Below are 24,132 nucleotides of genomic sequence, written 5' to 3'. Positions count from 1 at the left end.
TCAGCTCACCACTCCGGTCATGACGGCGACGGGTACCGCGATGAAGCCCGCGGTCAGCATCAGCGCGAGGCCGTTGGCGACGGCCTTGAGGGCCCGGTCGCGGCCGGCGCTGCCCGCGCCGAGGGTCTGGGCGGCGCTCCAGAAGCCGTGGCGGACATGGAGGCCGACGGCGAGCATCGCGGTGATGTAGATGACATTGCCGTACCAGGTGGAGAAGGTGGCGACGATGTTCTCGTAGGGGCGGCCGTGCTGCGCGTTCTCGTTCACGGTCAGGGTCGTCAGATCGAGGATGTGCCAGACGATGAACAGGACGATGATGATGCCGCCCCAGCGCATCGTCCGGGTCGCGTAGCTGGCCCGCTTGCGCTTGTGCGCGTAGGCGACCGGCCGGGCCCGGATGTCGCGCCTGCTGAGCTGGTACGCGGAGACCGCGTGCGCCACGACCGCCGCGACCAGCACGACGCGGACGAGCCACAGGGCCCACTCGTAGTGCAGGACCGGCGCGCCCAGGGTGCGCAGCCAGTGGGCGTACTCGTTGAACTCCTGCGAGCCGAAGAAGACCTTGAGATTGCCCAGCACATGCACGACGAGATAGCCGAGCATGATCAGGCCGCTCACGGCCATGACGACCTTCTTGCCGAGCGTCGATCCCCAGAAGGTGCGCCTGGGCGGCGGTTTGCGATCCGCCGGTCCCTTGTCGGTACGCGTTGCCAGAGCCATGAGGGGAACGGTAGGGCCGAGGGTGTCCAGTGGTCCAAGACATGATCTGGCTGATGTCGATAGCCTATGACTATCGTGGGCTACGGTGGAGTATGCAATTCCAGCAACTTCTGTACTTTGTGGCGGTCGCCGAGACCCGGCATTTCACCCATGCCGCCGAGCGGGTGCATGTCTCGCAGCCCTCGCTGTCCCAGCAGATCAGGGCGCTGGAGACGGAGCTGGGGGCGGAGCTGTTCAGCCGGGCGCGGGGCAATATCGGGCTGACCGAGGCGGGCGAGGCGCTGCTGCCGCTGGCGCGCCGGATCCTCGCGGACGCGGACACCGCCCGCCATGAGGTGCAGGAGCTGGTGCAGCTGCGGCGGGGGCGGGTGCGGCTGGGGGCGACGCCGAGTCTGTGCACCGGACTGCTGCCGGACGTGCTGCGGGTCTTCCACGACCGGCACCCGGGGATCCAGCTGCTGATCGAGGAGGGCGGCTCGCACGATCTCGTACGGGAGCTGGCGCGGGGCGCGCTCGATCTGGCGCTGATCGTGCTGCCGCTGCCGCCCGGGTCGCCCGCGCTGACGACGGTGGAGCTGCTCCGGGAGAATCTGGTGGTGGTGTCGTCGGCCTCGCAGAAGGCCCCCCGGCGGCCGGCGCGGATCTCCGACCTGCGGGATCAGCCGCTGGTGATGTTCCGGCACGGGTACGACCTGCGGGAGCTGACGGTGGCGGCGTGCCGGGCGGCCGGGTTCGAGCCGAGCTTCACCGTGGAGGGCGGCGAGATGGACGCGGTGCTGGGGTTCGTCCGCGCGGGCCTCGGTGTGGCGGTGGTGCCGAGCATGGTCGCGGGGCGGGCGGGGCCCGGTTTCCGGGTGACGCCGCTGGCCGACCCGGGGCTGCGGCGGACGATCGCGCTGGCCCACCGCAGCGATGTGGCTCCGCCGAGGGCGGCGAGGGAGTTGCAGCGGGTGCTGATCTCCCGGGCGGGCTGAGCGGCGGGGGGCTGCGAGGGGCCCGGTCCGGTCGGGCCCGGTCCGGTCGGGCCCGGTCCGGTCGGGCCCGGTCCGCGAGGCCGGGCCCGGGAGGCCGGAGCGGCCGCGGGCCCGGCCCCGAGCGGCGCACGGGTCGGGAAGGCGTCAGACGGCGTCGGCGAGGGAGAGCGCGTGCAGCCGGTCCGGCGGGCCGGGGCGGGCGTAGTACCAGCCCTGGGCCGTGTCGCAGCCGAGTTCCTTCAGCTGCTCCGCCTGGGCCCCCGTCTCCACCCCCTCCACGGTGACGGCCAGCTCCAGGCTGTGCGCCAGGGAGACGATCCCCTCCACGATCTTGACGTCGACGGGGTCCACCGGCAGATGCTGCATGCCCTGGGTGAAGGAGCGGTCCAGCTTGAGAACGCTCACCGGGAGCCGGCGGAGGTTCGCCAGATTGGAGTACCCGGTGCCGAAGTCGTCCAGCGCGATGTCGACGCCCATCTCGGCGAGCTGCCGCAACGGCTTGAGCAGGGCCTCGTCCGCGCCGATCAGCGCGGACTCGGTGACCTCCAGGCAGAGCGCGCCCGGGGCGAGGCCCGAGCCCTCCAGCACCGCGATGGTGTCGGTCACCAGACCGGGGTGGTGCAGCTGGGTGGGCGAGAGGTTCACATTGATCCGCAGCGGACCGCCGTCGGCGTGGTTCTCCTGCCAGTACATCGCCTGGCGGACCGCCTCCTGGAGCACCCAGCGCCCGAGCGGCACGATCAGACCCGTGTGCTCGGCCAGCGGAATGAACTGGTCCGGGCCCAGTACCCCGTGCTGGGGGTGGTGCCAGCGCACCAGGGCCTCCGCGCCGTGCACACTGCCGTCGTCCATGTGCACCAGCGGCTGGTACTCGATGAAGAACTCACCGCGCTCCAGGGCCGCGGGCAGCGCGGTGGTCAGCCCGTGCCGGGTGATGGCGCGGGCGTCCAGCTCGGGGTCGGCGATCTCGTAGCGGTTGCCGCCCGCGGACTTCGCCCGGTACATCGTGATGTCCGCGCTGCGCAGCACCTCCGCCGTGGTGCGCTCGCCCGCGGGTCCCTCGACGATCCCGATGGAGCCGCGGACCGAGAACTCGCGCCCGTCGACCCGGATCGGCGCGGCGAGGGCTCCGAGGATCCTGGCGGCCAGCTCCCCCACCTCGTGCTGGGTGTCGGGGCCGGTGGTCAGCGCCACGAACTCGTCGCCGCCGAGCCGGGCGACCATCTCGCCGGGCGCGGTGGCGCAGCTCTGCAGCCGGTCCGCCACCTCGACCAGCAGCCGGTCGCCGGTCGCGTGGCCGAGGCTGTCGTTGATGGCCTTGAATCCGTCGAGATCGAGATAGCAGAGGCCGAAGCGCCCGCCGTCCCCGCCGGAGATCGCCTTCTCCAGCCGTTCGAAGAACAGGGTCCGGTTCGGCAGACCGGTGAGCGCGTCATGGGTGGCCTCGTACCGCAGCCGGAGATTGAGCAGCCGGCGTTCGGTGGTGTCCTCCAGGAGGGCGAGCTGGTACTCGGGTCTCCCCTCGGTGTCGCGGAGCAGGGAGACCGTCAGATTGGTCCAGAGCACGGTGCCGTCATTGCGGAAGAACGGTTTCTCCACCCGGAAGTGCTCGCGTTCGCCGCGGATCAGTTCCCGGTGGAGCTGGGAGACATGGGGCCGGTCCTCGGGATGGGCCCAGTCGGAGACCTTCCGGCCGCGGACATGGTGCTCCAGGCCGCCGAACATCCGGGTCAGGGTCTCGTTCAGCTCCAGCACATTGCCGTCGAGGTCGGCGATGCCGATGCCGATCGCGGCGCCCTCGAACACGGCGCGCAGCCGGGTCTCGGTGGCGTGCAGGGCGCTGACGGCGTCGGAGCGGGCCCGGAGCGCGGAGCGGGCGATGGCCTCCTGCTCGGCGAGGGTGCGGTCGCGCAGCGCGCCGGCGAAGCCCGCGGCCAGCGCGTGCTGGACCCGGGCGCAGCGGGCGCGGCCGTCCTCGGCCGCCGGGTCGGCGCCCTGTCCGGGGTGGGATCCGCAGTAGAGGACGAGATAGGCGTCGATGACGCCGAGGGTGCGGCTGAGGGCCTCGGGGTCGGTGCAGTGGGCGTCGACGAGCGCGGCGCCGATGCCCTGGGCGGCCCGGGCGTCGAAGACCCGGGCGTGCAGCGAATCGTTCAGCATCCGTGCCAGCGGCACGAGACGCTCCTCGATCTCGGCCCGGGTGAGCGAGGTCGCCGTCACGGGGAAGACCGCACGGCTCCAGATGGTCGCGAACCTGCGGAGTCTGTCCTCGAGTCCGTCCGGGTCCGCCGCGGAGTCCACCGCGTGCATGGGCGCCATCACGCCGTGCGCCCCACCCCGGCGAAGCCCGCGAAGGCGAATGGGTCCTCCTGCTCGGCTGGGGAGTCCGGCCGCCAGCAGGGCGGCGACACCAGTCCGGGCTCGACCATCTCGTACCCCTCGAAGAACCTAGCTATGCGGTCTCGCGAACGCATGATCAGTGGGTTGCGGATCTCACGGTAGACGTCGACCGCGCGTGCCGCCTGTTCCTCGGGCACGGGGACTCCGTCGTACGCTGCGTGGCTGATGACGATGAGGCTGCCGGGCGCGCACGCGTCCCGCAGCGCGGCCACCGCGCCGTACGGGTCGTCCGCGTCCTCGACGAAGTGGAGCACGGACAGCAGCAGGAGCGCCACCGGCCGCTCGGGGACGAAGAGTCCGGCGAGTTCGGCGCTGTCGAGGATCTGCCGGGGTTTGCGCAGGTCGGCGACTACGGCGGCGGCGCGGTCCTCGGTTTCGAGCAGGGCGCGGGCGTGGGCGACGGCGACCGGGTCGCGGTCGGCGTACAGCACCCGGGCGGCGGGGTCGGCCGTCAGCGCGACCTCGTGAACGCTGCCGAAGGCGGGGATCCCGGAGCCGATGTCGAGGAACTGGGTGACGCCGGCGTCCAGCGCGTACCGTACGGCGCGGCGCATGAACGCGCGGTTGGCCTGGACGACTTTCGGCAGTCCCGGCATGAACTCCAGCGCCTTGCGGGCGGCCTGGCGGTCGACTTCGAAGTTGTGCGAACCGCCCAGGTAGAAGTCGTACATTCGGGACACGCTCGGCATCGATATATCGATGCCGGGCGGGGCCCAGGCGGCACGCTCCATCGATGTCTCCAACCAGGTCGCCAGGGTGGCCACGGGGGAAGTTTGGCCATGTGCACGGCCAGTGTTCGAGCCGAGGCTACTGATCGCCCGCCAATTGGGCGAGTCCAAACGGAAATTCGCGGTCCGTTCTTGGTCACATCGCCCGTATGGTGACCGACCCGCCGTCACATGGGGGACGTGCGGCGGGCCGGCCCGGGCCGGAGGTCGCGCTCGGGGTCTACGCGGGGGCTCCGACCAGCTTTCCCTGCGGGGAGACCGCGAACCAGGCGCCGCCGACGCCCTGTCCGTTGGTCTCGCCGGGGCGGGTGTCGCCGGCGAAGGTGTACAGCGGCCGGCAGTCGATGGTCTGCTGCTCGACGCCGTCGGGGCGCTCGAAGGTGACGAAGCCCTTCTTCCGGATGCCCTTGGTGTCGTTCTTCCGCACAGGCGCGACAACCGGCCATTTCTTGAGGCAGTCACCGGTGCAGGCCGTCTTCATCGGCCGGGCGGAGTCCTTCGTGAACCGGTAGACGGTCCTGCCGTTGCGGTCGACGACGATCTCGCCGAGCCTGGGGTCCTTCCGGGTGGAGAGCCCGACGCTCCCCGCGGGCCGCCGTTCGGCGTCCTGTCCGTCTCCCGCGCCGCCGGCCCGGGAGCCTTCGGCGGCGGCCGCCTTCGTGCCGTCGGGGGCGGCGGCGAACCAGGCGCCGCCGACGCCCTGGCCCTTGGCGTCGCCCGGCTCGGCGTCCTCGGCGAAGCGGTAGACCGGCCGGCCGCCGAGGGTGAGCTGCTTGCCGCCGTCGCTCCGGGTGACCTCGCCGATCAGGGAGCCGTCGGCGCCGGGGCCGGCCGACGCGCCGTCCGCGGCCACGGGGGGCCAGGCGGCGGCGCAGGCCCCGTCGCAGGTCGACCCGGGCGGCGAGGCGCTGTCCCTGTCGAAGCGGTAGAGCGTGAAGCCCGCTTCGTCGGTGACGACCCGGCCGAGTCCGCCGATCTCCCGCACGGCGAGGCGGCCGGCCGGCTTCGCCGCCGCCTGCCGGGCGCGGGACTCCGCGTCGTCGCCGTAGGACCCGCCGGAGCCGTAGGAGCCGTCCGCCGCGTCCCGCCCCGAGCCCTCGGCCCGCTCCCGGGGGCTGTCCCCGGTCCGCTCCTGACCGCACGCGGCCGTCAGCACGAGTGCGGCCGCCGCGGTCACCGCGAGCGAGGCGCTGCGCCAGGTGTTCATGTCCACTCCTGTGGTCCGTCGGGTCTCGGCGCGCGAGGCGCGCCGCCGATGGCCCTAGGTACGGACGGGAAGCGGTGTCGTGTTCAACGGCCGCCGGGAAATTCCGGCCGGTGCGCGCGGCGCGCCGTCGGCGTCCTCCGCACGGGCTACGCGGCTGACCCATTCGCCTGGCAGGGATCGCGGGCGCGCGGCGGCGCTCCTAGCGTTCCGGATATCGAGGGGTTTTTCCTGCTTTGTGTGGAAAGAGATTCCGCGGCAGCTCCTCGGGGAATCCGGAGGACCCACCATGCGCGCGATATGTGTCGCGTCCGCCGCCGCGCTGGGAGCGGCGGCGCTCGCCCTGACAGCTCCCGCCGCGGCCGCGGAGCCGCCCGCCGGCGGCAGGACGTCGCCCCTGTTCACCGTCAGCCCCTCGATCGTCGCGCCGGGCGGGCGGGTCTATGTGTCCGCGAGCGGCTGCGACAGCACCGCGACGGCGTCGTCCGGCGTCTTCGACGCCGTGACCATCCGGTCCGGGACCTCGTCCGTCGCCACGGTCAGCTCGGCCGCCCGGCCGGGCACCGAGCACTCGGTCCAGTTCACCTGCGGAAGCCGGCGGGGTTCGTTCAATCTCACCATCGCTGGCGGCACTTCGTCCCCGACGATCAGCACGACGACGATCACGCCGCCCCGGCCGGCCACGACGTCGGCCCCGGCCACGACCTCCACGCCGACCGCTTCTGCCCCGGCGTCGGCTTCGGCTTCGGCTTCGAGGTCGTCGAGCGCCTCGGCCACTCCGCAGGGGGTGCGCGGAGGTCTCGGCGGCAGCGTCGGGGAGACGGACGCCGTGGACGTGGCGATCGGGGCGGCCCTGGTGCTGGCCTCGGCGGGCGGGGCCGTGCTGGCGATCCGCCGCCGGTCGGCGCAGGACCGCGGGCACTGACCCCAGGACCGCGTCACCCGCCCCTCGCCGACCGCCTCGCCCCGCCTCCCGTCGCCCGGGTCCTCGTCAGGACCCGGGCGACGGCCGTTCCGGGGCTCTCGCGTGCCCGGACGGTCAGATGCGTCCGCCGACGGTGCGGCGGCGGCGGACGACGAAGAGGGCGCCGCCGACGGCCGCGGCGGCCACCATTCCGACGCCGACCGCCGTCTCGGCGGAGCTGGGGCCCAGGGAGCCGCCGAGGCCGCCGCGGGCGCCCCGGCCGGAGAGCACGGTGAACTGCGCGGTCTCCACCTGCGAGCTGTTCTGGCAGCGGACGACGAGGTTGTAGTGGCCCGGCGAGGCGTGGTCGTGGATCCGCGCGCCGACGCTCAGGGAGTTCCCGCGGCCGTCCCGGTCCTCGCCCCGGTCGTCGGCGCGGTTCTCGGTCCTGTCGTTGTCGGCACCACCGCCCCGGCCGTCCTCGCGGTTCTCCTGGTTGTCGCGGTTGTTCTGGTTGTTCTGGTTGCCGCCGTCGCGGTCGTTCCCCCGGCCCTCGCCCCGGTGCAGATGGATGCGCGGGAAGGCGTTGGACGCGATCGTGCCCCCGCGGTCGCAGCCGCGCACGGTGATCGTCAGGGTGCCGCCCTGATGGACGGCGTGCGGACTGACGGAGACATGGACCGAGTCCCGGTCTCCGCCGTCGCCGCCCGCGACAGCCGTCGGGGCGTACAGCCCGACGGCGGCGCACGCGGCGGCGGCTGCTGCGAGAGCGCGTGAAGCACGCATCGTGAACCTCCAGAGGAAGACGCACCGAAGCGGCGCTCCGGGGGATTCGACGAGTACGCCCTCCATGACGAACCCTCACCGGACCCGACATTCCCCGCATTTCGGCGCTGGTCCACCCCAGTGAGACGACGCGCCGACGACACGCCGGGAGATCTGACGGAGGCGCAGGTCATGGACCATCAGCGGCGATGTCCCGGCGATGACACGGATGGGTCACCCCGGGTGGCCGACGCCACCCGTTCGCCCTTTCCTCCTCGCCGCCGCCCCCGCGCTCGCCTACCGTGCCCCTAGGCGTCAGAGAAATATGACAAAAGGGAGAATCATGGGCGAGGAGTTCCCCGGTTCGGAGTCGCGCAGACGCTCGCCCTGGGGCGTGCTGGCCCTGGTGATGCTGACCGGGATCGCGCTGATGAAGAACGGCGTCGACGTCGCGCTCGGCCCGCCCCAGCCGGCCGCGGCCGCTTCCCTCGGCCGTACGGCCGGCGAGACCTTCGCCCCCCTGACCCCGCCGAGGTCGATGGACTTCGCCCCCGCCGAGCGGGTCCGGATCCCCTCCCTCGGGGTGGACGCCCCGGTCATGAACGTGGGACTGGACGCCGAGGGCTGGATCGAGGCCCCGCCGCCCCGCGACCCCAATGTCGCCGGCTGGTACCAGAACGGCATCTCCCCCGGTCAGCGCGGCACCTCCGTCATCGTGGGCCATGTCGACAACCGGTCGGGCCCCGCCGTCTTCTACGGTCTCGGCTCCGTCCGCAGGGGCGACCGGATCGAGGTCCCGCGCCTCGACGGCTCCGAGGCCGTCTTCGAGGTGTACGGGGTGGAGGTCTTCGCCAAGGACGGCTTCCCCGCCGCCCAGGTGTACGGGGACACCGGCCATGCCGAGCTGCGGGTGATCACCTGCGGCGGCGGCTACTCGAAGGCCGACGGCTACGAGGCGAACGTCGTGGTCTTCGCCCGGATGGTCAAGGGCGGCTGAGCGGCGGGCGGGCCTCACCAGCGGGAGCCCGCCTGCCGGGACCCGATCCGCCGAGGCCCGCCCGCCGAGGCCGGCCGACCGGAGCCCGCCTGCCGGGTCCCGCCCTCCAGGCCCCGCCCGCCGGGTCCGCCCCTGTCGGGTCCGCCTCTGTCGTAACGATTCAGCGCCGCTCGCCGGGGGCTCAGCGGCGGGGCACGGTGAGCCGGTAGCCGTCCTCCAGCAGCTTGGGGAGATAGTTGCGCAGCGCGGCGACGCTCTGGGAACGGTCGCCGCCCGCGTCGTGCGAGAGGACCACCACTCCGGGCCCCGCGCCGTCCAGCACCCGGCTCACGATGGTCCCGGCGCCGGGCTCGGTCCAGTCCAGCGTGTCGACGGTCCAGGCCAGCGGCTCCATGCCCAGCTCCGCGCCGATCTCGAAGGAGTGCCTGTTCCACGCGCCGAACGGGGCCCGGTACCAGAGCGGCGGCAGCCCCGAGACCTCTTCGATCACCTCGCTCGTACGGCCCAGCTCGTCGCGGATGGCGGAGGGCGCGAGCCGGGGGATCAGCGGATGCGACCAGGAGTGGTTGCCGATCACATGCCCGTCGTCGGCGATCTCCCGCAGCAGATCCCGGTGGACGGTGACCATCTCCCCGCAGACGAAGAACATGGCGCGGACGTCGTACCGGCGCAGCGTGCGCAAGATCGCGGGCGTGTACCGGGGATCGGGCCCGTCGTCGAAGGTCAGGACCATGGTGCGGCCGGTGGACTCGGGCAGCCGGTGGAAGGGGCGGCGGCGCACCGGCGGCAGTGCCCTGCGCGGTCCGGGCGGATGGGCGGTCATGGGCTCCAGCCGGTAGGCGGAGGCCCGTACGGCCTGTCCGGCGGCCATCGGGGGGCCGCCCGCGGGGCCGGGACCGCCGGCCCCCGCGGTGAGCGCGGCCGTCCGGGAAGCGCCGGATTTGGAGGTTCCGGTGCGCGGGAGAATCGATCCCTCGGGGAGAAGCAGGCCCGCCGTGGCGGCTGCGCCGAGGAACGCGATGAAGCGGAGCACCGAGCGGCGGTCCGGCGGTGTCTGATCCTTCGTCATGCCCAACTGCTCGCACGGCGTCCGCGCCAGGATGATGATCAACACGCGCCGGGGGGCGAAAGCACCCGATGGGAGCAGTCGTACGAAGGTCCCACTCCTGTACGGCGGCCCGGCCCGGGGCGACCGCCCGGCCCCGGGGGCCGGACCGGGCCCTTCCGCGGGCCGGGCGGGCGGACGCGCGGGCGCGCGCCGGGACGAACTAGCCTCGGTGGTGTGACGGAGCAGCGACCTCATCAGTTCGAACGGGGCACGGACGGTCCGAAGGTCATCGTCGCCGGGGTGGACGGTTCGGACTCCTCCCTGCGGGCGGTGGCGTACGCGAGCGGGCTGGCCCGTCGGCAGAACGCGCTGCTCGCGATCGTGTACATCCAGCCGGTGATGCCCGCGGGGGCGGCGTTCGGCGCGCCGGTCGCGGGCGCGACGGAGGCGATCGCCGAGGAGCTGGCGGCGGAGATCCGGGAGGCGACCGAGCGGGTGCGCGGCATCTGGGACGTCCGCTGGGAGTTCCACACCTTCACCGGCGATCCGTACGGCGGGCTGGTCGCGGCGGCGGACCGGCTCACGGCGGACGCGGTGGTGGTGGGCGCGTCGGAGTCGGCGGGGCACCGGATCGTCGGATCGGTGGCGGTACGGCTGGTCAAGGCGGGCCGCTGGCCGGTGACGGTGGTCCCCTGAGCCTGGCCCCGGAGCGGGTGCGGTGCGGGGCGGGTGCGGGGCGGTGCGCGTGCGCGTGCGGGTGCGCGTGCGCGTGCGGGTGCGCGTGCGCGTGCGCGTGCGGCGGAGGCTCAGCGGGCCGTCATGATGAGGCCGTCGGCGGCGGCCCCCCGGCCGAGGACGGCGGCGGCGATCGACTCCTGGGCCTCCCGGTAGTCGTCCCGGTCCGGTTCGCGCTCCAGGGCCGCCGGCAGATTGACGAGCCGTCCGGCGTCCGTGTCGAACCACTGGGGGACGAACTCGGCCCGGCGCACCTCCCAGCGCCCGCCGGGCCGGGCGGGCGGGGCGAAGGTGAAGCGGCCGATGGAGCCCTGGTTGCCGCGGGCGTCGTAGTCGCCGTAGTAGTCGAACATCGGCCCGGCGATCTGATCGCCCATGCCGTAGACCACCCAGGTGCCGTTCACCTTCTCGTACGCCTGCGGGACATGGGCGTGGGTGCCGATGATCAGATCGATGTCGGGGCGGCCCGCCGTGGTGGCGGCGGTCAGCGTCTCGGCGAGGGAGAGCTGCTGTTCGTCGGGTTCGGTCTGCCACTCCGTGCCCCAGTGCAGGCTGGTGACGACCACGTCCGCGCCCGCCCGGCGGGCCGCGCGGGCGTCGGCGAGGATCTTCTCCTCGTCGAGCGGGCTGACGGCCCAGGGCTCGCCGTCGGGCGGCGGATGGCCGTTGGTGCCGTAGGTGTACGCGAGCTGGGCCACCTTCGCCCCGCCCGCCTTCAGCCAGCCGGGGGTGCCGGCCTCGGCGGCGGTGCGGGCGGAGCCGTGGTGGGCGATGCCCGCCCGGTCGAGGGCGTCCAGGGTGCGGCGGATGCCGTCGGCCCCGTCGTCCAGGGAGTGGTTGGAGGCGGTGGAGCAGGCGTCGTAGCCGGTGGCGGCGAGGCCCGCGGCGACCTCCGGCGGCGAGGTGAAGGCGGGGTATCCGCGGTAGTCGCCGTCCGCGCCGTACACGGTCTCCATGTGGCAGATCGCCGCGTCGGCCGCCGAGACGACGGGCCGGACGGCGGCGAGCATGGGCGCGAAGTCATAGCCGTCGCCGCCAGCGTCCATCCGCGCCTGGCGGATGATCGAGTCGTGCGGGAGCACATCGCCGCTGGCCACGAGCGTGAATCCGGGGGCCGGGGCGGCGGGCTCGGCGGCTGGGGCCGGGGCGGAGCGCCGCGCGGAGGGGGCCGTGTCCCGGCCGGGGGCCGCGCAGGCCGTGGCCGTGAGAAGTGCGGCGAGGAGCGCGGCTCCCCGCCGGACGCCCGCCGGGCGGCGTCGTCCCGTATGCCGTGCCATGGCGATTCCCCATCGGTGCAATCCTTATCAAATATGACAATCTGACTGCACAGTCCGGGCAGGGCGGAGTCAAGCGACCCAGCCGTCGCGGTCACTGAAACGGACCTCAGCCGTCCGCTCCCGCCGCCGAACGGCCGGTCCCCGGTCGTCGCGATCCGGCCGACCGCTCACCGCACCGCTCGCCGCTCCGTGCGACCGCTCGCCGAGGATCGCGCGGACCCGTCTGTCCCTCAGCGCCCCGATGCGTTCGGATACGCCCCAGGCCGGTGAGCCGGCCGACAGCGAAACTCCGCGCGAAAGGTGTTGGGCCATGGCGACGGCGACCGTGACCGCTCCCGCGAGAACCGACGAGCGGGCCCTCGCGGAGGTGCAGCGCGAACACGGCCCCGCCCTGCTCAGCTTCCTCCAGGGGCTGACCTACGGGGACCAGCAGCGGGCGGAGGACCTCTTCCAGGAGACCCTCGTCCGCGCCTGGCAGCACCCCGAGGCGTTCCGCGGCCCCTACGAGTCCATGCGCCCCTGGCTCTTCACGGTCGGCCGGCGTCTCGCGATCGACGCCCGCCGCTCCCGGCTGGCCCGCCCCGCCGAGATCGGCGACGGTCTGCTCGCCGCCACGCCCGACCCCGACGACATCACCGAGCGGGCCGTCGAGGCGCTCGACGTCCGCGCCGCGGTCGCCTCGCTCAGCCCCGAACACCGGGCGGTGCTGATCCGGGTCTACTTCCAGGGCCTGAGCGTGAGCGAGGCCGCCGAGGCGCTGGGCATACCGCCCGGGACGGTCAAGTCCCGCTCGCACTACGCCCTGCGCGCCCTCGCCCGGTGTCTGCCGGGCTACACCCGCTCCCGGCGCGGCTCCCGGCGCGCCCGCGGCTGAGCGCGGCCGGCCCCCGCCCCGGCCCCGTCCCGGCCCGTCCCCGGGCGGAGGCGGGGCCGAGGCGGGGGCCGACTCCGTCCCGTCCGCCCCGGACATCCCGCCCGTGCTCCCCTCCCCCTCCGGCAACGGCGACGGCCCGCGCCGCCGCGAAACGGCACGGTGAAGTTGAGCAAAGAGCCGCCGCGAACCGTGTCATTCAGTGGAGGCTCGACTCTGGGCCGGGAGACGAAGGCCCGCACCAGCACGCGTACGGAAGAAGGTGGGACGGGTGCACCCCGAGAGTACGAACGGCACCGGCGACACGCTGGCGATCCCCATGGCGTGGCTCTGCGCCGAATACGTGGCGGACGAGATGCTCCGCACCGGCGCTCTCGTGGAGGGCGGCTCGCTCGAATACCGGGCGGGCCGGGAGACCCTGGCCCTGACCATCTTTCTCTGCGACACCTCCGACGAACTCGCCGGGGTCCGCGCGATGTCCAGGATCGAGGAGTGGCTGACCCTCACCTCCTACGGTCACCCCTGGTCGGAGTGGGTGCGCGAGCGGCTGGCCGCCCGGGAGGAGCACGAGGGAAGCGGCACCGACGATCCGGACCTCGCGCTCGCCCGGGAGTCCTGGCGGTGGCTGCGCGCCACCGAGCTGCTCGCCACCGACCTCGGGGACGAGGAGCCCTGGCATCCGGCGGTGCCGCCCGACGCGTTCGTCGACGAGTACGAGCAGATCTGGACCCCGGCCTGGCAGCTGGGGCTGCCGCTGAGCCATCTGGCCATCCACCTCTTCTGACTCTTCCGAGACCCGGCTTCCGGGCCCCGGCGCGCGCCGGGGCCGGGGTCCGGGGCTCAGCCGGGCCCCGCGCCCCGGCGGCCCGGCGAGGAGTGCACCCCGGCGTGGTACTTGGGCACCCGCACCGTGACCTTCGTCCCCGCGCCGACGGCCGTCTCGATCACCAGCCCGTGATCGTCCCCGTACACCTGGCGCAGCCGCTCGTCCACATTGGACAGTCCGATCCCCGCCGAACCGCCCCGCTCCCCCGCGAGCGTCCGGCGCAGCACCGCCGGATCCATGCCCACGCCGGAGTCCTCGATGGTCACCATGGCCTCGGCCCCCGCGTCCTGGGCCTCGATGGTGATCCGGCAGACGTCCGCGGAGTCCTCGAGGCCGTGCTTGACGGCGTTCTCGACCAGCGGCTGGAGGCAGAGGAACGGCAGCGCGACGGGGAGCACCTCCGGGGCGATCCGGAGGGTGAGCTTCAGCCGGTCGCCGAAGCGGGCCCCGGCCAGCGCCAGATACTGCTCTATCGAGCGGAGTTCGTCCGCGAGCGTGGTGAACTCGCCGTGCCTGCGGAAGGAGTAGCGGGTGAAGTCGGCGAACTCCAGGAGCAGTTCACGCGCCCGTTCGGGATCGGTGCGGACGAACGAGGCGATGGAGGCCAGTGAGTTGAAGATGAAGTGCGGGGAGATCTGGGCGCGCAGGGCCCGGATCTCCGCCTCGATCAGCCGGGTCCTGGACCGGTCGAGTTCGGCCAGCTCCAGCTGTACGGAGACCCAGCGGGCGACCTCGGTGGCCGCGCGCACCAGCACCGCCGACTCGCGCGAGCCATGGGCGACGAGCGCGCCGAGCACCCCCTCCTCGCCGGTGAGCGGGGCGATGACGGCCCAGCGCAGCGGGCATTCGGGGTCCTCGCAGGCGGTCTGGACGCTCTGGCTGCGCCCGGAGTCGAGCATCTGCGCGACCCGGTCCATCACCCGGCGTTCATGATGGTCGCGGCCGGGACCGTCCCAGGCGAGGACGGACTCCCGGTCGGTCAGACAGAGCGCCTCGGTGCCGAGCAGGGGGCGCAGCCGCCGGGCGGCCTTGCGGGCGGTGTCCTCGGTGAGCCCGGCCCGCAGCGGGGGCGCGGCGAGCGACGCGGTGTGCAGGGTGTGGAAGGTGGCGTGTTCGACGGGGGTGCCCAGATCGAGGTCGGCGCCCCGGCCGCGCCGGGCGGGCAGCCGGCCGAGGACGAATCCCACGGCGAGCAGGACCGCCGCGGCCGCCGTCAGCGCCGCGATCCCGGTGGCGGTCATCGGCGCGCTCCTTCGGGCCGGGGGCGGCCGGTGAGGTCCTCCGGGAGATGGAGCCGGGCGAGGATCGCGGTGGTGCCGGGCGGTATCCGGCCCGAGGTGGCCAGCGAGACCGCCACCATGGTGAGGAAGGCCAGCGGCACCGACCAGACGGCGGGCCAGGCCAGCAGGGTGTGGGGCCAGCCGCTCGGGGCGAGTCCGGCCCGGGTCGCCATCACGGCGGTGAGCGCCGATCCGCCGCCGACGAGCAGTCCGGTCACGGCCCCGGGCGGGGTGAGCCGCCGCCACCAGATGCCGAGCACCAGCAGCGGGCAGAAGGAGGAGGCGGACACGGCGAACGCGAGGCCCACCGCGTCGGCGACGGGCACCTGGGCGGCGACGACGCCGACGGCGAGCGGCACCGCCATGGCCAGCACGGTCGCCAGCCGGAAGTGGCGTACGCCCCGGGAGGGCAGCACGTCCTGCGAGATGACCGCGGCGACCGACATCGTCAGACCGGAGGCGGTGGACAGGAAGGCCGCGAAGGCCCCGCCGGCCAGCAGCGCGCCCAGCAGTTCGCCCGCCGCGCCGCCGACGATCCGCTCCGGGAGGACCAGGACGGCGGCGTCGGCGGCGCCGGTGAGGGCGAGTTCGGGGGCGTAGATCCGGCCCAGCGCCCCATAGACCGGCGGCAGCAGATAGAACGCGCCGACCAGGCCGAGGACCACGAGGATGGTCCGGCGGGCGGCCCGTCCGTCGGGGCTGGTGTAGAAGCGGACGGCGACGTGCGGGAGTCCCATCGTGCCGAGGAAGGTGGCGAGGATCAGCCCGTAGGCGGCGTACAGGCCCTGGCCGTCGCGGGCGTCCGAGGGGGACCGGGACCAGCTCGCCGGATCGGATCCGGAGGTGACGCGGGTGGGCATCCGGGCGCCCTCGGGCAGGCCGAGGGTGGTTCCCGCGCCGACGCGGTGGCCGCCCTCGGCGAGGGTGAGGGTGCGCCCGCGGTGCTCCCGGCCGTCGACGGATCCGGAGACGGTGAGCGTGAGCGGCTGGTCCAGTTCGATCCGTACGGTGTCCTCGATCCGCACCTCGGTGTGCTCGCGCAGGACGGCGGGCGCGTCGAAGCGGGCGCGCGGCGCGTCGTCCCCGGTCCAGGCGGCGACCAGGAAGAGGGCGGGGACCAGGAGCGCGGTGAGCTTGAGCCAGTACTGGAACGCCTGGACGAAGGTGATGCTGCGCATGCCGCCCGCCCCGACCGCCCCGGCGACGACCACGGCGACGATCACTCCGCCGACCCAGCCGGGCGCGCCGGTGAGGATCTCCAGGGTCAGCCCCGCGCCCTGGAGCTGGGGCAGCAGATAGAGCCAGCCGATCCCGACGACGAGAAGGCTGGCGACGCGTCGGGCGACGGCTGATTCGAGCCGGGCCTCGGCGAAGTCGGAGAGGGTGTACGCCCCCGAGCGGCGCAGCGGGGCGGCGACCAGGACCAGCAGGACGAGGAAGCCGGCCGTGTAGCCGACGGGGTACCAGAGCATGTCCGGGCCCTGGAGGAGGACCAGCCCGGCGATGCCGAGGAAGGAGGCGGCGGAGAGGTACTCGCCGCTGATGGCGGCGGCGTTGAGACCGGGCCCGACGGTGCGGGAGGCCACGTAGAAGTCGGAGGTGGTACGGGATATCCGCAGGCCGAGGCCGCCGATGAGGAGGGTGGCGAGCACCACGGCGGCGACCGCGGCGACCGCGTACGTCTGATTCACCGGCGGTCACCGGGTGCGCGGTCCACGGTCAGCGCCCTTCGACGAGCCTGAGGAAGTCCCGCTCGTTGCGCTCGGCGCGGCGGACGTACCAGCGGGCGGTCAGCCACATCAGGGGGTGCACGGCCACGCCGAGCGCGGCCCAGACGACGGCCGCGGGCGCGGGGGAACCCCGGTCGAAGGCGGCGGGGAGCGCGAAGAGGAGGGGCAGCGTGCCGACGAAGAGGGCGAGACAGGCGAGCGCGGCGAGCGCGGTGCGCAGCTGACTGCGCATCAGGGAGCGTACATAGGTGGTTCCCAGCGTGGTCTGCTCCGTGATCTCGGACCGCGCGTGCGCGTGCCCCGGGGCCCGGCGGGCGCCCCGGGGCACACCGGTGACCACCTCGCGGCGGGGGGTCTGCTCTGCCGACATCGTCCGTCCGCTCCAGCGTTCGTCGGTGACTTCAGGTGAATCTCTCCGGGGAACCAGTCCGGGAGGGTGGAGTCTACGCAGGGGGGCCGGCCGGGGGCCGGCGAGGTGCGGGCCGCCGGGTCGCGCCCGATGACGGGTCGCCTGCGGCGGGCGGAGCCGGTGGTCGGAGCCGGCGGGCGGCCCACGGGCCGCTTCCGGTACGCGGGTTCACGCTGAAGGGCGCGGTGTTCGGCGACGCCGGTGCGCGGGCGCCCGCCGGGGGCGCGGCGTTCGGCCTGGGCCGGGCCTGGGGCGCGGGCGTCCCCTGGAGAGCGGGGCGTTCGACCCGGCCACGGTGCAGGGGTGGCCGCCGGGGCAGCGTCCAGCCCGGGCGGACCCGGGTGCACGGGTGGCCGCCGGAGGGCGCGGTGTTCGACCCGGGACCGACGCCGACGCGCGGGCTTCCCCTGGAGGGCGCGGCGTTCGACCCAGCCCCGGGGCGCGGGCGTCCGCCGGAGGGCTCGGTCTCCAGCCCAGGACCGGCCCCGGTGCGCGGGTCCCGCCGGAGGGCGCCGCGTTCAACCCCGGGCCGGCCCCGGTGCGCGGGTGCCGCCGGAAGGCGGCGTTCGGCCCCGGGCCGGCCCCGGTGCGCGGGCGTCCGCGTTCAGCCGCGGGAACCCCGGGCGCAGGCGTCGAGGGCGATCTCGAGTTCGACGTAGCATTCCTCGGCGCGCCGGAAGGCGACCGTGAGGGCGGCCTCGGCGCGGGGGCCGACGAGGCCCCGGGACGCCTCCTGGAGGTCGTAGAGGATGTCGGCCCAGCGTCCGGCGGCGGTCCTCACCCCGGTGAGCAGCGCTTCGACGTCGTCGGCGTCGGACACCCGGATCGCGGGCAGCTTCCGCAGCTCCGTCAGCAGCGCTTCGATGTCGGACACGTCGGATCCCTTCGTCCCCCGCCGAGGCTATGCCCCGGGCGGCGCGGCGGATCCGCGTACCCGGGGGCGGTTCGCCCGGCGGGGGCGCGGCGCGGTCGGCGGTCGCCGGGCCGCGACGAACGGTCGAGCGGCGGGGTGTTCAGTCGCGGGGATGCCGCATGAGCAGGTCCCTCAGCTGTCGGGCGTGTCTGCGGCTGACGGCGATCTCGACCTCGCCGACGCGGACGGAGGTCGCCCCGGCGTCCAGACGGAGTTCGTCGATCCGGGAGAGGGCGACGAGATGGCTGCGGTGGACGCGGACGAATCCGCGCGAGGCCCAGCGCTCCTCCAGGGTGGAGAGCGGGATGCGGACCAGATGGCTGCCGCTGTCGGTGTGCAGACGGGCGTAGTCGCCCTGGGCCTCGGCGTAGGCGATGGCCTCGATCGGGACGAAGCGGGTGACGCCGCCGAGTTCGACGGCGATGTGCTCGGCCGTGGCGGGCGGCCGGCCCTGGGGCGCGGGCGCGGTACGGGTCGTGCGGGGTCCCCGGGCGGCGCCGGCCAGTTCCTCGGCCCGCCGTACGGCCTCGGCGAGCCGCTCCCCGCGGACCGGTTTGAGGACGTAGTCGACGGCCTTGAGGTCGAAGGCCTGGACGGCGAAGCCCTCGTGGGCGGTGACGAAGACGATCAGGGGCGGGTCGGTGAAGCGGGCGAGCAGCCGGGCGACGTCGAGGCCGGTGAGTCCGGGCATGTGGATGTCGAGGAAGACGACGTCGATGCCGTCCTCGCCGTCGGGCCCGGCGTCGAGCGCCCGGCTGATGCGGCGCAGCGCCTCGGTGGCGTCGGTGGCTCCTTCGGCGCTGCTGATCCTGGGGTCGGACCGCAGCAGATAGAGCAGTTCCCCGAGCGCCGGTTTCTCGTCGTCGACGGCCAGTACGCGCAGCATGCCGGGGAGTCTAGGGCCTGACCGGCGGATGTCGCCGGGCTCCCCGGGGAGGACGGACGCGGGCCCCGCGCTCCCGGAGGAGGGGGGCCCGCGGGCGGTCAGGAGCGGTCGGCGGCGGGCACGAGGGCCTCGCGGGCCTCGTCGGCGCGCTCGGGCCCCGGCTCGGGCTCGGGCCATCGCGCCGGTTCCGGGTCGGTGATCCGGACCGTCTCGGGGCTTTCGGCGCTGTGCCGGGCCGCCCAGTTCTCCAGGGCCGCGCGGCAGGCGTGGTCCAGGTGGTGGACTCCGGACAGGTCCAGCTCCACGGCGCGGTCGAGCGGTATCGCCTCCAGGCTGTCGAGGATCTTCGGCAGCCGCAGGAAGGTGGCGTTGCCGCCGAGCCGGACGACGACCGGGCCGGGCTCGGTGTCGGTGACCTGGAGGCGGACGTGGGAGGCCTCCCAGGCCGTCTTGACCACCGCCAGGGCCAGACCGATCAGCACCCCCTCGAACATGTTGACCACGACGATCGACACGGCGGTGCCGACCAGGATCGCGGCCTCGCCCCGGTGTTCGCGCCACAGCCGGGCGAGCCGCCCGAGCGGAATGAGCTTCCAGCCCGCGTGCACCAGGACCCCGGCGAGGGCGGGCAGCGGGATGAGCGCGAGCGCGCCGGGCAGCAGCGCCGCGAAGAGCAGCAGCCAGACGCCGTGCAGCACCCGGGAGGCGCGGGTGCGCCCGCCGGCCTCGACATTGGCGGAGCTGCGCACGATCACCGCGGTCATCGGCAGCGCGCCGAGCAGCCCGCACACCGCGTTGCCCGCGCCCTGGGCCATCAGTTCCTGGTCGTAGCGGGTGCGCGGCCCGTTGTGCAGACGGTCGACGGCGGCGGCGCTGAACAGGCTCTCGGCGGAGGCGATCAGGGTGAACGCCAGGACGGTGCCGATCACTCCGGCGCTCAGCAGTCCGCCGAAGGCGTCCGCGCCGGGCAGCTGGATCGCGTTCAGCAGTCCGTTGATCTCGACCGTGGCGACCGGCAGTCCGAACGCGAGGGTGGCGACGGTGGCCAGGACGACCGCGACGAGCGCGCCGGGCACCGCCCGTGCCCGGGGCGGCAGCCGCCGCCAGAGCACGATGACGGCGATGGTGCCCGCGCCGAGGGCGAGGGAGATCAGGGCCTCGGTGCTCCCCGCCGCGTCGGCGGCGGCGGCGGGCAGGCCGGTGATCTTCTCCAGGCCGGAGGCGGGCGCGGTGAGTCCGGCGGCGGCGTAGAGCTGGCCCGCGATGATGACGAGGCCGATGCCGGCGAGCATGCCCTCGACGACGGAGACCGAGATCGCGCGGAACCAGCGGCCCAGCCGGAGGGCTCCCATGAGGAGTTGGAGCAGTCCGGCGGCGAGCACGATGACGCCGAGCATGGGCAGCCCGTGTTCGCGTACCGCCTCGAAGACCAGCACGGTCAGTCCGGCGGCCGGTCCGGAGACCTGGAGGCTGCTGCCGGGGAGCAGTCCGGTGACGATGCCGCCGACGATGCCGGTGATCAGGCCGAGTTCGGCGGGGACTCCGGAGGCGACGGCGACGCCCACGCACAGCGGCAGGGCCACGAGGAAGACGACGAGCGAGGCGGCGAAGTCCTGCCGCAGCCAGGGGAAACGGCCGGTGGCGGGGTTGTTCGGGCCGGCGCCGCCCGTGAGGTTCTGGAGCTTCTCCACGGGGCCGCTCACAGGGCGGCGAAGTCGTCGGTGTCCGGGCGGTGGGCGAGCACGGCTCCGGTATGGACCTCGTAGTACCAGCCGCGCAGCCGCAGTTCCCCGTCCGCCGCGCGACGCGCCACACAGGGGTAGGTGCGCAGCGTCCGGAGCTGGGCGAGCACATGACGGCGTACGGCCTGGGCGACGGCCGGGTCGTCGCCGTCCCCGGCGGACGGCGCGGACGAGTCGGGCGTGCCGGGCGAGTCGGGTGTGCCGGGCGAGTCGGGCGAGTCGGGTGTGCCGGGCCGGGTGTTCGGGGTGCTCATGGTCCGCGGGTCGGGCACGGTGTGGGCGAGCCAGTCGCGGACGGCGGGCACGGGAGTCAGATCCTCGCCGCGGACCAGCGCGCCCACCGCGCCGCAGTGCGAGTGGCCGCAGACGACGATGTCGCGGACGCCGAGCACGTCCACCGCGTACTCGACGGTGGCCGCCTCGGAGGTGGGCCGGCCGGGGGTGTACGGCGGGACGATGTTGCCCGCGGTGCGCAGCTCGAACAGCTCGCCGGGCCGGGCTCCGGTGATCAGGGCGGGAATCACCCGGGAGTCGGAGCAGGTGATGAAGAGGGCTTGCGGCGACTGGCCGCCGGCGAGCCGGGCGAATTCGCCGGAGCGGGCCGCGGTCAGACGGCCGAAGGAGCGTGCGTGGTCGATCAGGGGCTGCATGGGGGTGGTTCCTCCTGGCGCGCCTCAGGGCGCGTCGGGTGTGCGTGAGGGGGGTCGAACGGGCCGGCGCGGACGGCGGCATCGAGCCGTGGGGGCGCGGACGAACCGGGGGGTTCGTCGCGGATGCCGTTCCTGCGGGCACTCGTCGGTCCGCTCAGCAGCGGAACACCTGGAGCACGGCCGGCGCGGCGGCGGCGAGCGGTCTGGAGCGGCGCAGGGCCGTGTCCGCGTCCGCGCGGGCGGATCGTTCCAGGAGGGCGTCCGGGGCGGTTCCCGGGAAGGCCGGCGGGGGCGGCGGTCCGCCGCCCGGGCCGCCGGCGCGGGCCCGGTCGCGGGAGCGCTGGTGCGCGTGCCCCTCCTTGGTCCGCTCGCTCTCCGCGCAGATCGCGGTCTCGGCCGTGTACGGCGGGGAGACGCGGAGCGCGGACGCCGGGGAGGCGGTGAGGGTGAGCAGATGGAGGGCGGCCAGTAAGGCGGCGAGGAACGCGAAGCGGCTCCTTGCGGCGCTGCTCCGGTTCATTCGCCCCCCTTCGGTGACCGCTGTCGGCCGGGCGCTTCCGAGCGCCCGTGGATCAACACGTTAATCAGCTCAGATGTTTGCCGGGTTAACGCTTTGTGTCCACCGCATGGAGGCTGAATTACGCACCCCCTGGCGCGATTTCAGCGGTGGGGCGCACGGTGTCCGCGCGCCCGCGCGGGGTCCGCCGATGACCTGCGGCAATGCTGTTCGGCGATGCATTCCACGTGCACGTTTGCGCCTCTTCGTACATTCAATGGGAATTGGGAAATTATTAGCATATACATAATTCAGGCATCTCGTATCGCTTAACCCGAATTCATTGACTGTCATGCCCAAGGAAAATTAACGTGGCTTTCGCTGTTACCGTCCGGTCCCGATCGTGTCGTGCGACGTATCAGCATGCGGTCGGCTCCGGCGAATGGCCGCCCCGCCGCACGGGCACGCACGGAAATCTCTCTGCGGCATGAGTCTGTAGTCCCCGTGCCCGCAGCGCGCTCCTCACGGCCTGCGCGGAAATCCGGACCGGACGCACCTCCATCGCCTCAGGAAGGGCGGACACATGTCAGAAATCTTTCCCTGGACCCCAGCGGCCGTGGTCTTCGACTGCGACGGCACGCTGATGGACAGCGAGCGCCATTGGGAGGGCGCTCGGGAACTGGTGCTCCGTGAATACGGAGTGGCCCCGGACGACGAGTTCGCGGAACTGTCGAAGGGGGTTCACTACACCGAGTGCGGTCAGCTCATGGCGGCCACCGCGGGCCGCCCCGAACTCGCCCCGGAGATGACGGAGAAGCTCCTGGACGGCTTCCGCACGCTGGTCGCGGAAGACCCCGTCACCATCCCCGGCGCACCCGAACTCGTCGCCCACGCCGCCGAGTTCGCGCCACTGGCCGTGGCGAGCAACTGCCCCCGGGACGTCGTCGAGGACTGCCTCGACACGGCCGGACTGCTCCAGCACTTCGCGCATGTGATCGTGCCGGAGGAACATGTACGCCCCAAACCCCACCCCGACGTGTATCTCAGCGCCGCCGCGGCGTGCGGTGCGGAGCCGTCGGACTGCCTCGCCGTGGAGGACTCGCTCTGCGGCATCCGTTCGGCGGTCCGGGCCGGGCTGCGGGTGCTCGGCGTCGGGTCGCGGCCCGACCGGGAGAGCTTCGCGATGGCCGACCACTGGGTGCGCTCGCTGGACGACCGGGCGCTGGTGGTCTGGGCGCGGAGCCGGGCGCTGTGCGGCGTCCTGCGCTGAGGGTTCAGGGCGCCGTGCGGCGTCCCGCGCCGGGAGATCGAGACGCCGTGCCGCGTCCCGCGCCGGGGATCCGGGGCGCGGACGGCGGACGGCGGTCGCGCCGGCGCTGATCCGCCGGTCTCGTGGAAAGGGGTGTGGGTGGCCGACTTAGCAGATGAGCCGGGCGCGGCCGCGTGCCTCGGTGCCCGCACCGGGCATCCGCACCGAACGGCGGACGCCGCGCCCGGGCTTCTCCGGACCCCGCCCGGGCGACCGGGCGACCCGACCCGGCCCGCAGCCCCTCGTACGCCGAACCCGTACCCGTGACCCGTACGCCGGACCGGTACGCCCCGGCGCTCCGACCCGGCCCGCGACGCGCGCCGTGATCCGCGCGCCACCGGCGCGTCGCCGACACGGTCCCGCTACTTCAGCAGCCGGGAGAGCCTGCGGTCGGCGAGCGGCTTGCCGCCGGTCTGGCAGGTGGGGCAGTACTGGAGCGAGGAGTCGCTGAAGGAGACCTCGCGGATGGTGTCGCCGCAGACCGGGCACGGCTCCCCCGCGCGGCCGTGGACCCGCAGCCCGCTCTTCTTCTCCGCCTTGAGCCGCCCGGCGGCCACTCCCCGGGAGCGCTCGACGGCCTCCTCCAGGGTGGCGCGCAGCGCCTCGTACAGCCCGGTGATCTCCTCCTCGTCCAGACTCCGCACCGGTTTGAACGGGGACATCCGCGCCGCGTGCAGGATCTCGTCGCTGTAGGCGTTGCCGATGCCCGCGATCAGACCCTGGTCGCGCAGCGCGCCCTTGATCTGGCGCCGTTCTCCGGCGAGGAGGGCGGCGAAGGCGGCGCGGTCGAATCCGTCCGCCAGCGGATCGGGCCCGAGACGCGCGACGCCGGGGACCTCGGCGGGGTCGCGGACGAGATGGACGGCGAGACGTTTGGCGGTGCCCGCCTCGGTGAGGTCGAAGCCGCCGCCCGAGGCGAGGACGGTACGGAGGGCGAGCGGCCCCCGGCCCGGCCGGGGCGGCGTCGCGGGGAACTCGTCCTGCCAGCGGAGCCAGCCCGCGCGGGCGAGATGGATCACCAGATGGAGGGCGCGCTCGCCGCGCGCCGTCCCCGCCACCGTGATGTCGAGCCATTTGCCGTGCCGGTCGACGGCCGTGACCTCGCCGCCCTCGACGGCGCTCGGCGGCGGGTCGTACGTCTTGAGCACATGGACCGCCAGCGGCAGCACGCGGGCGATCTCCCGTCCCACCAAATGGCTGTCGAGAAACTCTCTCAGCGATTCCACTTCGGGCAGTTCCGGCATGGCTCCAGGGTGCCGCAGCGACGC

General features: G+C 73.9%; 24 protein-coding genes. 7 read left to right on the top strand and 17 right to left on the bottom strand.

The genetic code is table 11. The annotated features are described in order from the left end of the window. On the bottom strand, window positions 1-720 hold the full coding sequence (locus ACF089_RS04675; RefSeq protein WP_392021817.1) for a succinate dehydrogenase: 720 nt from the start codon (window positions 718-720) through the stop codon (window positions 1-3). A 92-nt stretch (window positions 721-812) separates the two neighbouring features. Between ACF089_RS04675 and ACF089_RS04670 the strand changes: the two genes are divergently transcribed. Beyond that, a complete protein-coding gene (locus ACF089_RS04670; RefSeq protein WP_392021814.1) occupies window positions 813-1,694 on the top strand; it encodes a LysR family transcriptional regulator in 882 nt (293 codons plus the stop codon). Between the two features lie 144 nt (window positions 1,695-1,838). On the opposite strand, the gene ACF089_RS04665 is transcribed toward ACF089_RS04670, so the two are convergent. The 4 genes from ACF089_RS04665 to ACF089_RS04650 form a co-directional block, all read right to left on the bottom strand. Continuing rightward, a complete protein-coding gene (locus ACF089_RS04665; protein WP_392021811.1) occupies window positions 1,839-4,013 on the bottom strand; it encodes a putative bifunctional diguanylate cyclase/phosphodiesterase in 2,175 nt (724 codons plus the stop codon). Further along, the gene (locus ACF089_RS04660) at window positions 4,013-4,825 is read right to left on the bottom strand and encodes an SAM-dependent methyltransferase (RefSeq protein WP_392023346.1); all 813 of its coding nucleotides are present in this window, start codon (window positions 4,823-4,825) and stop codon (window positions 4,013-4,015) included. The genes ACF089_RS04665 and ACF089_RS04660 overlap by 1 nt, the downstream gene beginning before the upstream one ends. A gap of 217 nt (window positions 4,826-5,042) precedes the next feature. Continuing rightward, window positions 5,043-6,029 carry an SCO0930 family lipoprotein gene (locus tag ACF089_RS04655; protein WP_392021808.1) on the bottom strand — a complete coding sequence of 329 codons (987 nt, stop codon included), beginning with the start codon at window positions 6,027-6,029 and terminating at the stop codon, window positions 5,043-5,045. A gap of 438 nt (window positions 6,030-6,467) precedes the next feature. Further along, complete coding sequence (locus tag ACF089_RS04650; RefSeq protein WP_392021805.1) at window positions 6,468-6,803, bottom strand: hypothetical protein; 336 nt, start codon at window positions 6,801-6,803, stop codon at window positions 6,468-6,470. A 10-nt stretch (window positions 6,804-6,813) separates the two neighbouring features. Here ACF089_RS04650 and ACF089_RS04645 point away from each other — a divergent pair, with 10 nt between their 5' ends. Then, window positions 6,814-6,951, top strand: coding sequence for a hypothetical protein (locus ACF089_RS04645; protein WP_392021802.1), 138 nt, complete (start codon window positions 6,814-6,816; stop codon window positions 6,949-6,951). 114 nt (window positions 6,952-7,065) lie between these two features. On the opposite strand, the gene ACF089_RS04640 is transcribed toward ACF089_RS04645, so the two are convergent. Next, the gene (locus tag ACF089_RS04640) at window positions 7,066-7,716 is read right to left on the bottom strand and encodes a hypothetical protein (RefSeq protein ID WP_392021800.1); all 651 of its coding nucleotides are present in this window, start codon (window positions 7,714-7,716) and stop codon (window positions 7,066-7,068) included. Between the two features lie 322 nt (window positions 7,717-8,038). Here ACF089_RS04640 and ACF089_RS04635 point away from each other — a divergent pair, with 322 nt between their 5' ends. Beyond that, window positions 8,039-8,692 (top strand): class F sortase, encoded by a 654-nt coding sequence (locus tag ACF089_RS04635; protein WP_392021797.1) that lies wholly within the window; start codon window positions 8,039-8,041, stop codon window positions 8,690-8,692. 181 nt (window positions 8,693-8,873) lie between these two features. Here ACF089_RS04635 and ACF089_RS04630 read toward each other — a convergent pair whose 3' ends face one another. Beyond that, on the bottom strand, window positions 8,874-9,761 hold the full coding sequence (locus ACF089_RS04630; protein ID WP_392021794.1) for a polysaccharide deacetylase family protein: 888 nt from the start codon (window positions 9,759-9,761) through the stop codon (window positions 8,874-8,876). 213 nt (window positions 9,762-9,974) lie between these two features. Between ACF089_RS04630 and ACF089_RS04625 the strand changes: the two genes are divergently transcribed. Beyond that, the gene (locus ACF089_RS04625; protein WP_392021791.1) at window positions 9,975-10,436 is read left to right on the top strand and encodes a universal stress protein; all 462 of its coding nucleotides are present in this window, start codon (window positions 9,975-9,977) and stop codon (window positions 10,434-10,436) included. Between the two features lie 110 nt (window positions 10,437-10,546). Here ACF089_RS04625 and ACF089_RS04620 read toward each other — a convergent pair whose 3' ends face one another. After that, entirely contained in the window at window positions 10,547-11,752 is a 1,206-nt protein-coding gene (locus tag ACF089_RS04620) for a CapA family protein (protein WP_392021789.1), read from the bottom strand. A gap of 310 nt (window positions 11,753-12,062) precedes the next feature. Here ACF089_RS04620 and ACF089_RS04615 point away from each other — a divergent pair, with 310 nt between their 5' ends. Both ACF089_RS04615 and ACF089_RS04610 read left to right on the top strand, forming a co-directional pair. Further along, entirely contained in the window at window positions 12,063-12,626 is a 564-nt protein-coding gene (locus ACF089_RS04615) for a sigma-70 family RNA polymerase sigma factor (RefSeq protein ID WP_392021786.1), read from the top strand. Between the two features lie 268 nt (window positions 12,627-12,894). Beyond that, window positions 12,895-13,407, top strand: a complete 513-nt coding sequence (locus tag ACF089_RS04610) for a hypothetical protein (RefSeq protein ID WP_392021784.1) — start codon at window positions 12,895-12,897, stop codon at window positions 13,405-13,407. A gap of 56 nt (window positions 13,408-13,463) precedes the next feature. Here the strand turns inward: ACF089_RS04610 and ACF089_RS04605 are convergent, their stop codons facing one another. From ACF089_RS04605 to ACF089_RS04570, 8 genes are all read right to left on the bottom strand, one after another. After that, entirely contained in the window at window positions 13,464-14,690 is a 1,227-nt protein-coding gene (locus ACF089_RS04605) for a histidine kinase (RefSeq protein ID WP_392021782.1), read from the bottom strand. Then, window positions 14,687-16,420: a cation acetate symporter gene (locus ACF089_RS04600; RefSeq protein ID WP_392021780.1), complete on the bottom strand. Its 1,734-nt coding sequence runs from the start codon at window positions 16,418-16,420 to the stop codon at window positions 14,687-14,689. The genes ACF089_RS04605 and ACF089_RS04600 overlap by 4 nt, the downstream gene beginning before the upstream one ends. A 28-nt stretch (window positions 16,421-16,448) precedes the next feature. Next, window positions 16,449-16,829: a hypothetical protein gene (locus ACF089_RS04595; RefSeq protein WP_392021777.1), complete on the bottom strand. Its 381-nt coding sequence runs from the start codon at window positions 16,827-16,829 to the stop codon at window positions 16,449-16,451. A 643-nt stretch (window positions 16,830-17,472) separates the two neighbouring features. Next, window positions 17,473-17,742, bottom strand: coding sequence for a hypothetical protein (locus ACF089_RS04590; RefSeq protein WP_392021774.1), 270 nt, complete (start codon window positions 17,740-17,742; stop codon window positions 17,473-17,475). A gap of 139 nt (window positions 17,743-17,881) precedes the next feature. After that, the gene (locus ACF089_RS04585; protein WP_392021772.1) at window positions 17,882-18,667 is read right to left on the bottom strand and encodes a LytR/AlgR family response regulator transcription factor; all 786 of its coding nucleotides are present in this window, start codon (window positions 18,665-18,667) and stop codon (window positions 17,882-17,884) included. A 98-nt stretch (window positions 18,668-18,765) separates the two neighbouring features. After that, window positions 18,766-20,358, bottom strand: coding sequence for a SulP family inorganic anion transporter (locus tag ACF089_RS04580; protein WP_392021769.1), 1,593 nt, complete (start codon window positions 20,356-20,358; stop codon window positions 18,766-18,768). Window positions 20,359-20,366: 8 nt separating this feature from the next. Beyond that, the gene (locus ACF089_RS04575) at window positions 20,367-21,059 is read right to left on the bottom strand and encodes a carbonic anhydrase (RefSeq protein ID WP_392021766.1); all 693 of its coding nucleotides are present in this window, start codon (window positions 21,057-21,059) and stop codon (window positions 20,367-20,369) included. Between the two features lie 154 nt (window positions 21,060-21,213). Next, on the bottom strand, window positions 21,214-21,579 hold the full coding sequence (locus tag ACF089_RS04570) for a hypothetical protein (RefSeq protein ID WP_392021763.1): 366 nt from the start codon (window positions 21,577-21,579) through the stop codon (window positions 21,214-21,216). A gap of 559 nt (window positions 21,580-22,138) precedes the next feature. On the opposite strand from ACF089_RS04570, the gene ACF089_RS04565 reads away from it, so the two are divergent. Next, window positions 22,139-22,825: an HAD family hydrolase gene (locus ACF089_RS04565; protein WP_392021760.1), complete on the top strand. Its 687-nt coding sequence runs from the start codon at window positions 22,139-22,141 to the stop codon at window positions 22,823-22,825. 401 nt (window positions 22,826-23,226) lie between these two features. On the opposite strand, the gene ACF089_RS04560 is transcribed toward ACF089_RS04565, so the two are convergent. Further along, on the bottom strand, window positions 23,227-24,108 hold the full coding sequence (locus ACF089_RS04560) for an Fpg/Nei family DNA glycosylase (RefSeq protein ID WP_392021758.1): 882 nt from the start codon (window positions 24,106-24,108) through the stop codon (window positions 23,227-23,229). Window positions 24,109-24,132: the final 24 nt, after the last annotated feature.

It is taken from the genome of Streptomyces sp. NPDC014894 (assembly GCF_043080985.1).
Taxonomy (GTDB): Bacteria; Actinomycetota; Actinomycetes; order Streptomycetales; family Streptomycetaceae; genus Streptomyces.
Note: the sequence above shows the minus strand (reverse complement) of the source record. Positions and strands in the feature narration are given on the sequence as shown.

Coding starts and splice junctions, on each gene's coding strand:
- ACF089_RS04675 (WP_392021817.1), bottom strand. CDS start 720: ATGGCTCTGGCAACGCGTACCGACAAGGGACCGGCGGATCGCAAACCG.
- ACF089_RS04670 (WP_392021814.1), top strand. CDS start 813: ATGCAATTCCAGCAACTTCTGTACTTTGTGGCGGTCGCCGAGACCCGG.
- ACF089_RS04665 (WP_392021811.1), bottom strand. CDS start 4,013: ATGGCGCCCATGCACGCGGTGGACTCCGCGGCGGACCCGGACGGACTC.
- ACF089_RS04660 (WP_392023346.1), bottom strand. CDS start 4,825: ATGGAGCGTGCCGCCTGGGCCCCGCCCGGCATCGATATATCGATGCCG.
- ACF089_RS04655 (WP_392021808.1), bottom strand. CDS start 6,029: ATGAACACCTGGCGCAGCGCCTCGCTCGCGGTGACCGCGGCGGCCGCA.
- ACF089_RS04640 (WP_392021800.1), bottom strand. CDS start 7,716: ATGCGTGCTTCACGCGCTCTCGCAGCAGCCGCCGCCGCGTGCGCCGCC.
- ACF089_RS04635 (WP_392021797.1), top strand. CDS start 8,039: ATGGGCGAGGAGTTCCCCGGTTCGGAGTCGCGCAGACGCTCGCCCTGG.
- ACF089_RS04630 (WP_392021794.1), bottom strand. CDS start 9,761: ATGACGAAGGATCAGACACCGCCGGACCGCCGCTCGGTGCTCCGCTTC.
- ACF089_RS04620 (WP_392021789.1), bottom strand. CDS start 11,752: ATGGCACGGCATACGGGACGACGCCGCCCGGCGGGCGTCCGGCGGGGA.
- ACF089_RS04615 (WP_392021786.1), top strand. CDS start 12,063: ATGGCGACGGCGACCGTGACCGCTCCCGCGAGAACCGACGAGCGGGCC.
- ACF089_RS04605 (WP_392021782.1), bottom strand. CDS start 14,690: ATGACCGCCACCGGGATCGCGGCGCTGACGGCGGCCGCGGCGGTCCTG.
- ACF089_RS04595 (WP_392021777.1), bottom strand. CDS start 16,829: ATGTCGGCAGAGCAGACCCCCCGCCGCGAGGTGGTCACCGGTGTGCCC.
- ACF089_RS04585 (WP_392021772.1), bottom strand. CDS start 18,667: ATGCTGCGCGTACTGGCCGTCGACGACGAGAAACCGGCGCTCGGGGAA.
- ACF089_RS04575 (WP_392021766.1), bottom strand. CDS start 21,059: ATGCAGCCCCTGATCGACCACGCACGCTCCTTCGGCCGTCTGACCGCG.
- ACF089_RS04570 (WP_392021763.1), bottom strand. CDS start 21,579: ATGAACCGGAGCAGCGCCGCAAGGAGCCGCTTCGCGTTCCTCGCCGCC.
- ACF089_RS04565 (WP_392021760.1), top strand. CDS start 22,139: ATGTCAGAAATCTTTCCCTGGACCCCAGCGGCCGTGGTCTTCGACTGC.
- ACF089_RS04560 (WP_392021758.1), bottom strand. CDS start 24,108: ATGCCGGAACTGCCCGAAGTGGAATCGCTGAGAGAGTTTCTCGACAGC.